Here is a 15,473-nt window from a genome sequence, read left to right on the forward strand (position 1 = left end):
CTATATGCCACATCTACCGGAACACAACATTTGAGATCGGAAACTCCCTATCCTAAGGAACTTAAAACCCTACCTACACTTTTTTCAGAGGCAGGTTATTTTACGAGTCTTTATGGAAAAACCGATTATAATTTTGATCCCAAAGGACTTTGGGAGTATTGGTCAACCGATAAGGCACCTTGGAGAAAAATTCAAGATGGCCGACCATTTTTGAGCGTATTTACCTTGAAGAGCACTCATGAGGGGAAAGGTAATTCCAAAGAAAAGTATGAGGAGGAAATGCAATTGTTTCCCCATTCTGCCAGACACGAAAGCCGATCAGTCCCTGTACCACCATATCATCCAAACAATGAGGAATTCAAAGATCTATGGACAAGGTATTATGACCTGATTACTGCCTTTGATTATGAGGTAGGGGAGATACTTCAAAACCTCGAAGATGATGGGCTATTGGATAATACCATCGTTTTCATTTTTTCTGATCATGGCTTTGGTATGCCCAGGTACAAAAGATGGCTCTATGAAACAGGTATAAAAGTCCCTTTGATTATCCACATACCTGATAAGTACAGAAGCCTCAGGCCAATGGAAGCAGGTGAAAAAACCAAAGACTTGGTCAGCTTTGTGGATTTTGTGCCCACTGCGCTTTCTTTAGCGGATATTCAGGTTCCTGATTATATGGAAGGGTTTCCATTTTTGGGCAAACAGCGAAAAAGTCAACCTCGAAAGGACATCTATGCTTTCAGAAGCAGGGCTGACAACGTGTATGAAATGTCAAGGGCTGTAAGGGATGACAGGTTTATTTATATCAGACACTTTATGCCTCATTTACCCTATATCCAATCTTCTGTGATTTTCTCTGATGAAAAGGAAAGTTATAGAAACCTTTTAGAATTAAATCAGGCCGGTAAACTTCCCCATGAAAGTTTGAAAATGTTCAGTTCCAAACCTATTGAAGAACTCTATGACCTCAAAAGTGATCCTTATGAACTGAATAATCTGGCTGGCAAGGATGAATATCAAGGGCAATTGGAATGGATGAGGAAAAGATTACAGGACTATGTCATGGAAACCAAAGATTTGGGTTTTCTTTATGAAAGTGAAATGGTGAGGCGGGCAGATGGAAAATCCCCTTATTTTCTGAGAAATGAATTTGAAAAGTTTGATTTAAAAAGACTTTATAGTGCAGCAAATATGGTGGGCAAAGCCGCTCCAAATGAGATCAACGCCTTACTCGAAGACTCCGATTCAGGGGTAATTTTTTGGGGTCTGATGGCAATCAGGCAATTACCTCTTACAGACCAAAAGAATTTCATTCCGCAATTGAATTTACTGCTGAAATCAGCATCAGTAACTGTTCAGATTGTGGCCGCAGAGCATCTATACCTATTAACCCAAAATGATTCATATCTCAACTTAATGGTTGAAAATCTGAATCATCCAATCGATGAAGTAAAACTTCAGGCAGCTAGAGCCTTGGAACTTTCCAATCCAAATAATCCTGAAATATTGGCTGAAATATCCAAAGTTCTGGTAAGGTATAAATCGCCTAGCGGTGCCTCCCATCCTTATACGGATTATAATTTTGCTTCCTTTATTTCCTGGTCATTGGAAAGTATTTTGGAGAATTAAAAAGAGGGATTATTGATGAAAAATTACTTAACAACTTTCAATTACAAAATATCATTTCTTGGGCTCTTGTTTTCCATGCTTTCCGGTAATCTTTTGGCTTCAGATTGGGTGCGGTTATCCGTGTTGAATGACCGGATTTTGGTTTTGCAATTTGATGATGGTTATATTGAGCATAGCGGATATAGGCAGGGTCAAAATACTTCTGTTACATATAACTTCCCTTTGGATATTGCCAAAGCATCACTTTTGGAATCTTACAAAATTTTCAGCCCTGATGACCCGGAATTTGCAGAGGGAATATCACCCATTAAAATCAGCAGAAAGACCAAGGGAAAGGATTTTTCCAATGACTGCAACTGGGTGAACAGTATTTGCGACAATGACTACATCAATGAACATTTTATTTATCTCCATTTACCTTCCCAACTCAAACAGGGATTTACCTACACTATCGAATTGGACCAATTGGCAGACAATTACAATAAGGATTCCTTTGTTTTCGATTTTACCAAAATCCGGTCAGAGGCTGTACATGCCAATCAGATTGGCTTCAAGCCCACAGCTCCCGTAAAATATGCTTACCTGTCTCATTGGATGGGTGATGGGGGACCACTTGATTTGGATTCTTATTCAGGAGCAGACTTTTATTTGATTGACCAACAGTCAGGAGAAAGGGTTTTTCAGGGAAATATTCAAAAACGACTGGATCTGGACAATGCCGGTTATATAGACCTCCAAAGAACTCCCCAACAGGGTTTTCTTTCCATGTCGGATGTATGGGAATGTGATTTTTCTGACTTTAAAGTTTCAGGTGAGTATGTACTTGCTGTCGAGGGTATAGGAAGCAGTTTCCCTTTCAGATTGGATGAGGATATTTACAGAGAGCCCTTTTACCATGCCATCAGACAACTGTATCATCAAAGAAGCGGAATACCGCTTGAAAGGGCACATACAGATTGGACAAGACCAAGAAATCTGCATCCGGATGATAGACAGGTGAGATTCCAATATACTACTTCACGATGGATGGACTGGTTGAGCACTTCTCCCGAAAACGGTAGAAAAGAAGATGTCTATGCAAAGGTACTTCCCAATTATAAGCTGGAAACCTGGGGCTGGTATATGGATGCAGGTGACTGGGACGGGTATTACAATCATTTGAAAATCCCCAGGTTTTTGATGACCGCTTTCGAACTGGCGCAGGAAAACTTTTCCGATGGGGAATTGAATATTCCCGAAAGCGGAAATGGCATCCCCGATATTCTGGATGAAGCAAGATTTTTAATTGATTACCTGGATAGGACCCGAGGTCCAAATGGGGGGATAGCAGGAGCAAGGATTCATCCTGATTTTGAAACCAAGACAGTTAACAACATTCCTTCGTGGGAAGATGTGAGGGTATGGACAATTTCCGGGGAAGACCATGTGACCACATTTACTTTTTCCGGTCTCGTCGCACAGTTGGCATTTTGCTATGGACTGTTTGGTATGGAAGAGATGAGCAGTGAAATGTTGGAAAAGGCACTGGATGCCTATGGTTGGGCAGCGGAAAATTTTGACCCTGCCACTGACAATCACCACAATGCAAGAATGTATGCGGCAGCGTGGCTATATAAACTCACGGGTGAAAAAGCCTATCAGGATACTTATATTGCAGATTTCAATACGCCATCAACCTTAAGGTATGCAGATGATAATAGGGATTTTGCAATTTGGGCTTATTTGACAAATACCAATGAAGATATTGATCCTTCAGCCAGGCAAAGCAGTTTAAATTTTGCCGCACAAAGAACAATTAATGAATATGTTTTGACTGCCGAAAACCGAAGTTTCCGGGTTGGGTTTGGCCCTAACTTCAGGACTTTTCTTGGTCAGGCAACCACCCCTTTGGTATTTCCGGCTTTGGTACTTTACTATATCACAGGAGAGGAAAGATATTACAGAGCGGCATTGACAAGTGCAGACTATGTCCTTGGCGGCAATCCTTTGGATATGACATGGATGGTTGGTTTTGGCCATCAGTCGCCGCAGCAGATTTTGCATTTGGATACGTGGCTTCATCCCGATGGGAGACAGGAGTTTATTCCCGGAACTATCCCTTATGGTCCCACCTCTTATGGTGACGGGTGGCCACCAAATAACGGGCCATGGAGCAGTGATTTTGCATGGGATAGAATTTATCCCAACAGGACTCAATGGCCATTGCATGAAGGCTTTTTCAACAACCGCTATGATGTGCCGACCAATGAATATACAGTTCATCAGACTTCTGCACCTGCTGCCGCTGTTTTTGCGCTGCTTTCCGGCAAGTCAACAGGTGATTTCCGGCCAAATCAGGCTCCGATAGTAAGTTTGAAATTACCTGAAAATATGGAAGGCGGTGGTTCAGCGCTCCTGGAAGTTGATGCCCTGGATCCTGATGGATACGTCATCAGGGTAGAATACTTTTACGGGAAACAAAAAATCGGGCAATCCACAGAGGTTCCATTTTCATTTTTGTGGGAAAATATACCTGAAATTGAAAATGAAATCATAGCAATAGCAATTGATAATCAAGGTAAAAGATTCGGGACCGGGCATTTTCCAAATGTACGGCTTGAAGGATTTATTCTAAGTGATGACTATGTGGAAATTGATTATGATGGGGTCAAAAGGGTCAATGTTTTGGAATATATTCCGGAAAATGCAATGATCAAAAGATTGGTTTGGGAATCTGAAAACAGGGAAATAGCCACCGTTGATCAGGAAGGTTTGATCAGGGCACAAGATGAGGGGATGACAAGGATTAGGGTCAGGTCACTGGAAAACCCTGAATTGAACGCCATCATTGAAGTAAAAGTGAATTCATTGATTTTGGGTAATAATGAAAGTAAAGAAGGGCCGGTGGTTTACTTTCCCAACCCTGTGAAGGATGGGAAATTGAATCTCCGGCTACCTCTTTTTTCCAAAACCATCGATTATGAAATCGTCGATGTCAAAGGAAGATCATTGATGAAAGGAAAGATCAATCCCAATGAACGTCAACCTCAAATTGATCTGAGTTCCTTTTTGCAGGGTATTTATATTCTAGTGTTGCAGACCGAATTTCGTGTCCAACATTTAAAAGTGCTGGTAAACTGATTTTTAGATTTTACTGGCCTCAATTTTAGATTTCAAAAATTCCTTTGGACTTTTCCCAAAGTGATTTCTAAAACATTTGCTGAAATATTTGGGATCGTTGAACCCTACAGCATAAGCAAGTTGAGAGGTATTGTAATGATTCTCCAGAAGGACTTTTGCAGAATAATTCAGACGGCTGGTTTTAATAAATACCCCCAAGGATTCTCCGGTAGCATTTTTGATTTTTTCATACAATAAGGTCCGGCTGACCCCAAGTCTTTGGGCAAAAAAATCAATATTGAGATCCTGATTGGTGATGTTTTCCTCCAGGATTTTCACCACGGACCGGACAAATTCTTTATGATTATCGCTGACTTCCAGCTTGTCTATATCTCCGATCAGATTATTTTCATATTTGGTTTTGACCGAATCCAGTGTTTTTACGAGGTTTTTGATACGGAGTTCTAACACGCCAATGTTTACCGGTTTGGAAAGATATTCATCAGCACCATACTCCAATCCTTTATATTGGTCATTTTTGCTGCTTTTTGCCGTCAAAAGAATGACAGGGATGTGTCCCGTTCCAGGATTTTCTTTGATCCGTCTGCAAAGTTCAAAACCATTCATTTTGGGCATCATCACATCTGACACTATCAGATCAGGTTTTTCGGTTTCCAAAATGTCAATGGCTACTTTACCATCTGTTGCGGGGATGATTTCAAAGTTGTTGGACAGTGTATTTTCAAAAAACTGCAAAAGTTCCTCATTATCCTCCACAATCATTATTTTTCGTTTTACCTCACTTGATTGAAGTTCAGGAATGGGCTTATCTACGATTGATTCCTTATCAGCCAGATTAAGTTCAGCGTCGGGATTATTGATAAAACCATCCACAACTTCATTGTATTTGTAGGCATTTTTTTCAAGTGGTATCGTGACGGTAAAAGTTGTTCCAATGCCTTCTTCACTTTCCACTTCCAGATGTCCATGGTGCAGTTCCACTAGTTTTTTTACCAGAGAAAGGCCTATGCCTGTTCCGATTATATTTTGGGTATAGTTGTTCTGAATCCTGTAGTACTGTTGGAAGATATTGTCGATTTCCGAAGAAGAGATTCCTATGCCTGTGTCCTTTATCGATATTTGGATGGCCTGCTTTTGTTTGAGATCCCGGATTAATTTGATATCGACTTCCACATCTTTTCCGGGGTCTGTGTATTTGAAAGCGTTGTTCAATAAGTTATAGGCAATTTTTTCTATTTTATCTTTATCAAAATATCCCGTAAAGCTCTTGAGTTCAGAATTCACCCTCAGGCTGATGTATTTTTTTTCGGCCACAAAATAAAACGAATCTATAATGGAATGAAGCGTTTCACAGATATCACCTTCGGATACTTCCAATCTCAATACTCCATCTTCCAATTTGGAGAGGTCCATGATTTGAGTCACCAGCCTTAACAGCCTTGTACCGTTCTGATGGATGATATTCACGTATTTCCTTTCCTTAAAAGTCAGATTTTTACCTTTTTGTATTTCCTCAATGGGACCAAGAATCAACGAAAGTGGTGTTCTGAATTCATGGGAGATATTGGTATAAAACCGGGTTTTTATCCTGTCCAATTCAGAAAGTTGTTCTGATTGCTGTTGTATTTTTTTGTACTTGTTGGAATTGTCCAGCGCAATGGAAATATAGACAGCGATATTCTTGAGCAGATTCACATTCTTCTGCTCAAAGGCATTTTTCTTTTTGCTTTTGACCACCAGTATGCCGATTACTTTATTGGAAGGTGACTGAAGTGGAATATAGATAGCGCTGTTTATATGGTCTTTTTTATATTGGTCATCATGTTTGTCCAAATACATCTTGATATCCTCCTTGATATTATTTGAAAAGACAGATTGGTTTTTCCTGTATGAATAAATGGAGAGTCTTTTTTTATCGTCCAGGTCAATGGATTGCTTGTCTATTTTACCATTAATTATTTCCCAATAATCCATGGAGTTATTGCTTTTATTTACTTCTCCGATGGCGAGATGGCTGGCATCAATCACTTCATTAAGCAGTTCATATATCTTTTGATAAATATCCTTAAGATTAATGGAAGCTGTAATCTTTTTCCCCATTTCACTGAACAGGACAGTATTGCTGTTCTGTATTTTCAGTTCTTCGGATTGGCTGAGCAGTTTTTCATTTTGAAGGGTGATCTCTTGTTGTTTTTCCTGAATTACCTGAGTCCTCTGTCTTACCTGATCTTCCAATTTTCTTCTTTGCCTCTTTAGCTGATTGACTCTGACAAAATAGATTCCTAAAATAAGGCTGACCAATACAAACAATGCAAGCACTTTGAACCAAATGGTATTCCAGATTGGCGGGGTGACAAATATCCTTAAAGAAGCTTCATTTCTGCTCCAAATGCCGTTGTTATTTGAGGCCTTTACTTTGAAGGTCAGCCATTTCCCTTCCGGAAGATTTGAATAGGAGACAAATCGCCTGTTCTGTACAAAGTTCCAGTCATTATCCACCCCCTCAATCATGTAGGCATATTGGTTTTCTTCCGGATATAGGAAGTTCAAAGCTGCAAATTCAATCGAGAGTAGATTTTGATCGTATCTCAGCATGATTTCATCCTGATAGGAGGGGGATTTGATTAAATAGTTCTCATCTATATTTTTTCCCTCTTCCATTTCCAGATAAGCCGGCTTTGTTTTAGAATCCTTATTCAATACACTGAAATTCACGATTTTGACAGGAGGTAAATGATCATTGAGAGTAATTTGGCTTGGCTCTATGATGTTGAATCCATTGTTGCCACCTGCATAGATCTGCCCGTTTTTACTTTTGAGAATGGCATATTGATTGAATCCATTAGCCTGAACACCATCATTTTCATAAAAATTGGTCAACTCATTGGTTTTGATGTTCAGGTACATGATTCCATTATTGGTTGTAACCCAAAGACCCGATTGATTATCCAATTCAATTCCCCTTATCTCTTTGTCCATCAAATCGGTTTTGGATATAATTTCCCTTGTAGTCTGGGTGATAGGATCAAAAGCAGAGATATTGTTGTTTACTATGATAAATTCAGAACCTGTGTAAATGGTGTACTTGAAACTTGGATTGGAAAAACCATATTTGAAGGCATACAGTGTAGAATCCTTCACCAGGCCACTGTGTCCCCCTGTTTGAAAAATTGCTGGATCAAGATGTCCGAATTTTATCTGGGAATTGCTTGAAAATATCCAAAGATCACCGTTTTTATCAAAAATCAATTTTTGTACCGTATTGGTTTTCAGACCTTTTTCATAATGATGGGAGCTGTTGAAATGCAGGAACTTTTGGTCTTTGAAACGGTAATAACTGAGACCATTATTACCTGCAATCCAAAGATTGCCCAAACTGTCCTCGGCCATATCGAAAAGCACACTGCTGATCAATGTTTCGGACAGATTCCCTTCCCTGGTCTTGTAATTTTTGCTTTTATTTATTTGGGGGTCATGGACAGTAAAACCTTCTCTTGTACTTATTGCGGCGATTTTTCCATTCTGGAGTTTCAGCATTTTATGTGAAATCCCGGGAATGGTATTTGACATTTCGGTTGATTCCCCGGTTTTGGGGTTGAAAGAGAAAATCCCGCTGGACTTGGAAATCCAAATCTCATTTTCATTTAATTCCAAAAAGCCATGGATTTCCCTGTCTTTTGGATTTTTACTCTCGTTTGCCACTAAGGTGAATTTGTCCGCACCATAATTGTAATAGTTTAATCCTCCTGCCAATACCCAAATGCCCTTATGATTATCCTCAAAAATAAATTCAACATTTCTACTGATCAGACTGTGTCTTTTTTGACCATTGTCCTTAATGATTTGATATTCTTTGGATGCCTTGTTCAATAGTATCAACCCTTCTTCTGATCCGATCCAAAGCTCTGATTCAGATTTGGGAAAGATGGTCAGCAATCTTTTATAACCCTTTGAAAGACTACTTGGATTGAATTGGATCTGCTCTGATTTTTTTGTCAGTATATCAAAAATGATCAGACCATCTCCTATACTTGCAATCCAGAGCTTATTGTCCTCAATGTAAATGTCCTTGACCCATTGATTACTGCCCCCTTTACCCAAAACATTTTCAAAATGTTCAAATGTATTTGAATCAGGGTCAAACTTATGTAGACCACCTCCCCAGGTGCCAACCCAAAGGTTTCCTGTTTGATCTGATACAATTTTTTCGATTTTACTGTAATTGTAGATTTCCCTGCTTCCGGGTGTGTCAAAAGGGAAGTTTTCTGCTTTGCCTGTACTCGGATCGAATTTGGTCAACCCGAACCAGGTTCCAAGCCAAATATTACCCTGATTGTCCTTAAAAATTTCATTGATCTGATCATTGGAAATACTATTGGGATCGTCTATTATGTGTACAAACTTTTCCAGTTGGTTTTTTGAAGGGCTGTATTTAATTAAGCCCTGATTTTCTGTTCCGATCCATAAGAATTCCCCATCAGACAATAAGCTAAGTATTCTGTAATTTTCCGAATCAAATATGGTTTCATTGAAATTGACAAAATTATACCCGTCAAACCTTACAATTCCTCTTGTTCCGCCTATCCAAAGAAATCCTTCTTTGTCCTGTACCATGGTAATGGAACCGGGAAGCAAGCCTTTATTATTGTTGTAATGGACAAAATTGACAGTTCCCTGCTGCCCAAATCCCCAGATAGAAATCAGTAAGAAAATGGATATAAAAGCAACTGAAGTTTTCCTAATCATCTTCTTTTTATTATAACAGTAATATACTCAGCTTTGATTTTCTGATCAATATTGACCCTTTTTAATTTTTTGGATCAGTCCTGGCAATCATTCCCATTTCGATTTACAAATCTACAGAGGAGCTAAAGGAGAAAATTAGGCATAAAAAGAGGAATTTTGATCTGAATTTTTTCCGACTTGTCGTCAATATGTCTATTCCATTCCCAATCACGCCGAAAAAATACCTACCTGAGCATCCACTTTATTATTAGAAAGACCAGGTTTTCGTAATCGGGTGATAAAATGGATGGAAGTGATGGTTTTTTGGACTTGTTAAAATTCCTCCTTATCAGATAAAATCTACCTCTACTTTTTTTCTTCATGTGCCAAATTGCCAAGGTCAATTTATCATAAAACTGATTGCAAAACCTTAAATACATCATGTTATGAAATCAACCAGAAAACTATTATCTCTCTTTATTTTGCTATTGATCGGTTCGTTCCTGTTTACAGCCTGTGGTGACGGTGAAGATGAAGTGCCCACATGCACCACGCCAAATTTAAACAGCATTTTTATTGGCTCCGGCAGTCAGTTTGTAGAAATGGAATCTACAGGAACAAATACCTGGGAATTTTCAGTCACAAACTTTGAGTTGGATGCTTTTTCTTTTGTTTTCGCCAATAATGCCAGCGGTAGCAATGCCACTTTCGGTTCAGCACCTGGTACTGCGACTGCCCCCAATTCAGGAACAGCAGTTCAAAAAGTAGTGGACGGAACAGTGACCTGTGGAGAGAACGCTCCCATCAACCTTACAGGTCTCCAAGGTCAGAATATCACCATCACTTTCAATTCATCCACTCTGGCTTACAATGTCGAAACGGTGGCTTTTGATCCCTGTACAGATTTTAGTAGAGAAGAATTTTTTATCAGATGGAGAAATTCTTCCAATGCTGCTGATTTTACCTGGGCACAGATGGACGCAGTGGACGGTGAAGATGGAGTTTTTACCATCTCTCAGCCAGCAGCCAATTTTTATCTGGAAAACGCCAGTTCGCCAAACTTTGGTGTCCAATTACTGGAATTCAGCAACCAGCCTGATTACGGAGGATTGAACAACGGTGAGCTCTTTGCTTTATACAGAAATCAATTTGATGGAAGTAATTCCGGACCTGGTTTCTGGAATTTTCCCCATCCTGTAAATGGTGTGACTTCGCAAACTGCAAGGTACATATCAGTCAGTACCCGAAATGCACAAGGGGAAGAAACTGTCATCTGTCCGAGGCCGGCAGATATAGATTCCAATAGAGGATTTAGATTGAGATTTACGAATGCAGATGGTGAACTTATCGTACAACCCTCAAATACCCTAAGGTATGTCATAGACACCTTTTCGGCTGAAGTGGCGGTATTTATCGAATAATGCTTAATCATCAATAGAATTGGCTGTCCCGGCTTTTTTGGGACAGCCATTTCTTTTAATCCAAAAATGTACAGTATGTTGAAAAACCTGGTAATCTTTGTTTTTCTTTTGGCCACTCACCTAAGCTATGGTCAGGATTTTATTAAGGGAAAAGTCCTTGATGAAAATGCCCTAGCGCTTCCTTTGCCAGTGTTCTTTTGAAAGGTACTTCCATGGGAACAATCACCGATGAGGAAGGCAATTTTTCGATTGAAGCAAAACCGGGGGATACACTTACTATTTCTTTTATAGGCTATGTCTCAAAATCTGTTGAGATCATTGATCAAAGTCCGCTTACAGTACGGCTCGACTTTGAGGCTTCCAATCTTGATGAGGTTGTGGTAATGGGGTATGGCACTACCAAAAAGAAAGACCTGACAGGTTCAGTGACTGTGATGGATACCGAGGAGCTTAAAAAGTTTCCTGTTTCCAATATCGGTATGGCCATGCAGGGAAGACTCGTGTGTTCAGATCGTGAATTCCAGTCAACCCGGCACCAATCCACAGATTCTGGTCAGGGGCTTTGGGACTATTTTTGGTGATCCCAATCCTTTGGTGGTCATTGATGGACTTCAGACAGGTGTAGGCACGCTTTCCAATATCGATCCCAGCAGTATTGAAACCTTACAGGTACTCAAAGATGCCTCAGCAGCTGCCATTTATGGATCAAGGGCGGCTAATGGCGTTATTATTATAACAACTAAAAAAGGTAAGGAGGAAAGCTTTCAGGTCAATTATAATTCTGAGTTTGGGATTCAGACAGTGGCCAACAGGTTTAACCTGATGAATACAGCGGAATATGCTGAATATACCTCATTGCTATACAGAAATTCTTCCACGGGATTGGTTCCCCGAAATCCACCTTCATGGACCAGTAACCCCGATGTTTTGGCCATCAACACAGATTGGCAGGATGTGATTTTTCAAAGTGCGCTGATGCAAAATCACAACATCAACTTTTCGGGAGGTGGAAAAAACAATACCTATTATTTTGGATTGGGATATTTAAATCAGGAAGGTGTCATTGCCGATTCGGGATTTGAGCGGTACAATATGCAGGTCAATACACAGTTCAAGAAGTCCAGATTTACTTTTGGGGAAACCCTGAATATTTTTGCCAGATTCAAACCCGAAACAGACCTTGCGAATACACCGGCCAACTTATACGGTGCTGCACCACAGATAAGTCAGTTTGATGCCAATAATCCCAATGGTCTGGGAGCACCATTTCCTGAGATTACCGGGGGAAACAACATAGCAAACCCGCTCGCTTATCAATTCAGATCTATTCAGACCAATGCATTTGGTCTACTTGGAAACCTATACGGTGAAGTGGACTTGGGAAAGGGATTTAGTTTCCGGACTGATCTGAATGCCAATTTTACCAATACTAATTTTGAAAGGTACAGAGAGCCGGTATTTCAGTCCCAAGCTGCCATCAGCCGGACTGACTATGAAATTTTACTCAGGAATTCCTCGTCCTTTGGTCTTAACACTGAATCCTTGATCAGGTACAATCAGAATTTTGATAAGCATACTGTTTCTGCCATAGCAGGCTACACCGTACTCGTAAACATCAATAGAAGTGTTACCGTGTCAGCAAATAATGTGGAACCCGGCACAAAAGTCCCCCAAACAGGTCTCAATCCCCAAGCAAGCGCTGGGTACTTTGAGGACAGGTTGGTGTCCCAATTGGCCAGGGTCAATTATTCCTATGACTCAAAATACCTTTTGACCGCAAGTATAAGAAGAGACGGTTCTTCCAATTTCGGACAAAACAACCGTCATGGGGTATTTCCATCTTTTTCCCTTGGTTGGCAAATGAAAGAAGAAGACTTTATGAAAAACATCCAATGGGTGGACAATCTCAAAGTACGGGGAGGATATGGTGAATTGGGCAGGACTTTGGGCAGTTTTTTGGCCACATTAAACAGTGAAATTAGGTATCCTTGGGAAACCGGAATCATAGATGGGGTAGGGCCCCTGACCATTCCAAATGAAAACCTGAAATGGGAAACTGTAAAGCAGGCAAATATTGGAATCGATGCTGCATTTTTCAATAACATGTTGGTTGCCACATTGGATGTATATAACAGAAGATCAGAGGATATGATTATCAGGTCACCTCTGCCACAGTACACAGGAATTGTGCAACAGCCTTGGATCAACTTTGGCAGTATGGTCAACAGGGGGGTTGAGGTGGAATTGGCCTATAATAAAGTAGTGTCCAAGGATTTTGATTACAGGGTTAAGTTCAATATCACCTTCAATAAAAACGAACTGCTATCCCTCAACAGTGCTCAGGATACACTTTTGGAAGCGGGAACTTTGACAACTATAGGGCAGCCCGTTGCAGTTCACTATGGATGGGTTACAGATGGGATCAATCCCCAAAACGGAGCAATGAGATTCAAGGATTTGAATGACGATGGAATAGTGGATGGCAGGGACAGGATGGTGTTGGGAAGCCCACATCCCGATGCCTTTTTTGGGATCACATACGATGCCGTGTACCTCAATTTTGACATGTCGCTTTTCTTTCAGGGTGTAATGGGCAATCAGATCATGAATGAATCATTTCAACTGTTGGGTTCTACCCATAGGGACAGAAACAGGCTAAGTTCAGTATTACAAGATGCTTACAGGCCGGATTCGAATCCGGATGGACCCTCGCCGATTATCTCCTTAAGGGATGCCAATAACAACGATAGAATATCGGAGCGGTATATCGAAAACGGAGACTATATCAGGTTAAGAAATATTCAGGTGGGGTATTCACTTCCCGCAAGTTTGTTGGGGAAAAACTTTTCAAAAGTCCGTGGATATGTGAGTGTGGTCAATGCATTTGTCATTACCGGATACTCAGGGTTGGATCCTGACCTGAACAACAATGGGTCGGTGTTTTTGCTGGGAAGAGATTCATTCAGGTATCCTCCGGTCAGAAGTTTCAATGCAGGAGTTCAGGTGTCATTTTAATAATGTAAGAATATGAAAAACAGGATATTCTTTTCAATAATGCTAATCAGTTTATTGGCAGCAGCTTTGTTCAGTTGTTCGGATGAGTTTCTGAATGTCAGGCCAATAGATGCCATTACTTCGGATAATTTTTATCAAAATGAATCCCAAATGAACAGGGCATTGAACGCGGCATACTCACCGATCGGAAACAGAGGGATGTTTGGTTGGTGGCTCGGATTGATCAGAAATGTAAGAGGAGATAATACCGAGACTGTTGAGGCCAATGTCATTGCCCACAATAACTTTACTGTAAATGATACCGATATCAGGTTGTTCAATAGAAACAACGGTGATGGATTGTGGAACAGTATTTTTGTTGGAATATTAAGGTGCAATCTGATTATCGTCAATTTGCCAGATGCCAACATTCCGGAATCGGCAGTAAAAAACAGAATTTTGGGTCAGGCGCTTTTTCTGCGCGCACTTTACAATTTTTATTTGGTAGATTATTGGAATCAGGGGCCTTTGATTTTGGAAGACAACTATAATCTGACAGACATTCCATTGTCAAACAGGGAACAGATTTATCAGGCCATTGAAAATGATCTCAAAAAAATCATAGAAGGGAATATGCTTCCATGGGAATATAATGGATCTCCGGGATTTGAACGAGGCAGGGCTTCAATGGGAAGTGTTCATTCACTTTTGGGCAAAGTGTATTTATTTCAGGATAACTTCACAGAAGCTCAGGAACATTTAGAAACGGTAATCAATAGCGGTGTTTATAATCTTTTGCCTTTGGATGATGTTTGGACCATAAGGGGAGACAATGGACCCGAAAGTGTTTTTGAGGTACAGTTCAACAATGCCAATGCAGGTCCCAATGCATTCTTTGATGATGGTGTCAATGCGGCTGAGATCACACTAAGAAATCAAACGATAGCCCCAAACCAATACAATGGCTGGGAAAATGCCTTCCCATCACAAAGCTTGGTAAATGAATTCGAGCAGGGTGATCTCAGGAGAACCCATTCAATTGTAATCCCTGGAGAACTTTTCCCAAATCAGTCAGAACCGTTTTTGGGATTGGCGAGGAATAGGGGAGCATTTGCCATTAAAAAAGGGATGAACAGTGGATTTTCCGCCGGAACCCCAAATGGAACGGGAGAGGAGAATTTTCCGATTATCCGTTATGCTGATATTTTGCTGATGGCTGCCGAAGCTATCTTAAGAGGTGGTGGTGATCAAAATGTGGCTTCGGACTATATCGATAGGGTTCGGGTAAGGGCTTTTGGGCTAGAGTCTATACAGGAATTAAGATCTTCAGGACTAGGTATACAACAATATGCTTCGGGTAGGGGGATCAGTCTATTCGAGGCCATCAAACATGAAAGAAGGGTCGAATTGTGTTTTGAAGGGCACCGTTATTCAGACTTGACAAGGTGGGGAGACCTATCAACGAATGCTATTCTGATTGACAGAGGTTGGGCTCCTGATAAAACCTATTATCCACTGTCAAGAGAGGATATTGATCTGTCCTCGCTTTTTGGGAATTAGCCATAATACCTGATTATAGGA

At 40.4% G+C, this 15,473-nt stretch carries 8 protein-coding genes; 7 read left to right on the forward strand and 1 reads right to left on the reverse strand.

All coding sequences use genetic code 11. The features are described 5' to 3' along the window. Positions 1-1,632: sulfatase-like hydrolase/transferase (locus tag ACEW8O_RS02765; protein ID WP_373493095.1), on the forward strand; the 1,632-nt coding region annotated here is incomplete at its 5' end. Positions 1,633-1,647: 15 nt separating this feature from the next. Next, positions 1,648-4,752 (forward strand): glycoside hydrolase family 9 protein, encoded by a 3,105-nt coding sequence (locus ACEW8O_RS02770; protein ID WP_373493096.1) that lies wholly within the window; start codon positions 1,648-1,650, stop codon positions 4,750-4,752. Positions 4,753-4,755: 3 nt separating this feature from the next. Here the strand turns inward: ACEW8O_RS02770 and ACEW8O_RS02775 are convergent, their stop codons facing one another. Continuing rightward, positions 4,756-9,498 carry an ATP-binding protein gene (locus ACEW8O_RS02775; protein WP_373493097.1) on the reverse strand — a complete coding sequence of 1,581 codons (4,743 nt, stop codon included), beginning with the start codon at positions 9,496-9,498 and terminating at the stop codon, positions 4,756-4,758. Between the two features lie 425 nt (positions 9,499-9,923). On the opposite strand from ACEW8O_RS02775, the gene ACEW8O_RS02780 reads away from it, so the two are divergent. From ACEW8O_RS02780 to ACEW8O_RS02800, 5 genes are all read left to right on the forward strand, one after another. Next, positions 9,924-10,898 (forward strand): hypothetical protein, encoded by a 975-nt coding sequence (locus tag ACEW8O_RS02780; RefSeq protein WP_373493098.1) that lies wholly within the window; start codon positions 9,924-9,926, stop codon positions 10,896-10,898. 75 nt (positions 10,899-10,973) lie between these two features. Beyond that, positions 10,974-11,099, forward strand: a complete 126-nt coding sequence (locus tag ACEW8O_RS02785; RefSeq protein ID WP_373493099.1) for a hypothetical protein — start codon at positions 10,974-10,976, stop codon at positions 11,097-11,099. Positions 11,100-11,110: 11 nt separating this feature from the next. Further along, on the forward strand, positions 11,111-11,479 hold the full coding sequence (locus ACEW8O_RS02790) for a carboxypeptidase-like regulatory domain-containing protein (protein WP_373493100.1): 369 nt from the start codon (positions 11,111-11,113) through the stop codon (positions 11,477-11,479). After that, the gene (locus ACEW8O_RS02795) at positions 11,412-13,913 is read left to right on the forward strand and encodes a SusC/RagA family TonB-linked outer membrane protein (RefSeq protein WP_373493101.1); all 2,502 of its coding nucleotides are present in this window, start codon (positions 11,412-11,414) and stop codon (positions 13,911-13,913) included. The genes ACEW8O_RS02790 and ACEW8O_RS02795 overlap by 68 nt, the downstream gene beginning before the upstream one ends. A gap of 12 nt (positions 13,914-13,925) precedes the next feature. After that, positions 13,926-15,452, forward strand: a complete 1,527-nt coding sequence (locus tag ACEW8O_RS02800) for a RagB/SusD family nutrient uptake outer membrane protein (RefSeq protein ID WP_373493102.1) — start codon at positions 13,926-13,928, stop codon at positions 15,450-15,452. Positions 15,453-15,473 lie beyond the last annotated feature (21 nt).

The organism is Aquiflexum sp., assembly GCF_041749095.1.
Taxonomy (GTDB): Bacteria; Bacteroidota; Bacteroidia; order Cytophagales; family Cyclobacteriaceae; genus Aquiflexum.

Bases quoted from the DNA above. Each gene is read 5' to 3' on its own strand.
- ACEW8O_RS02770 (WP_373493096.1), top strand. From the start codon at position 1,648: ATGAAAAATTACTTAACAACTTTCAATTACAAAATATCATTTCTTGGG.
- ACEW8O_RS02775 (WP_373493097.1), bottom strand. From the start codon at position 9,498: ATGATTAGGAAAACTTCAGTTGCTTTTATATCCATTTTCTTACTGATT.
- ACEW8O_RS02780 (WP_373493098.1), top strand. From the start codon at position 9,924: ATGAAATCAACCAGAAAACTATTATCTCTCTTTATTTTGCTATTGATC.
- ACEW8O_RS02785 (WP_373493099.1), top strand. From the start codon at position 10,974: ATGTTGAAAAACCTGGTAATCTTTGTTTTTCTTTTGGCCACTCACCTA.
- ACEW8O_RS02790 (WP_373493100.1), top strand. From the start codon at position 11,111: ATGGGAACAATCACCGATGAGGAAGGCAATTTTTCGATTGAAGCAAAA.
- ACEW8O_RS02800 (WP_373493102.1), top strand. From the start codon at position 13,926: ATGAAAAACAGGATATTCTTTTCAATAATGCTAATCAGTTTATTGGCA.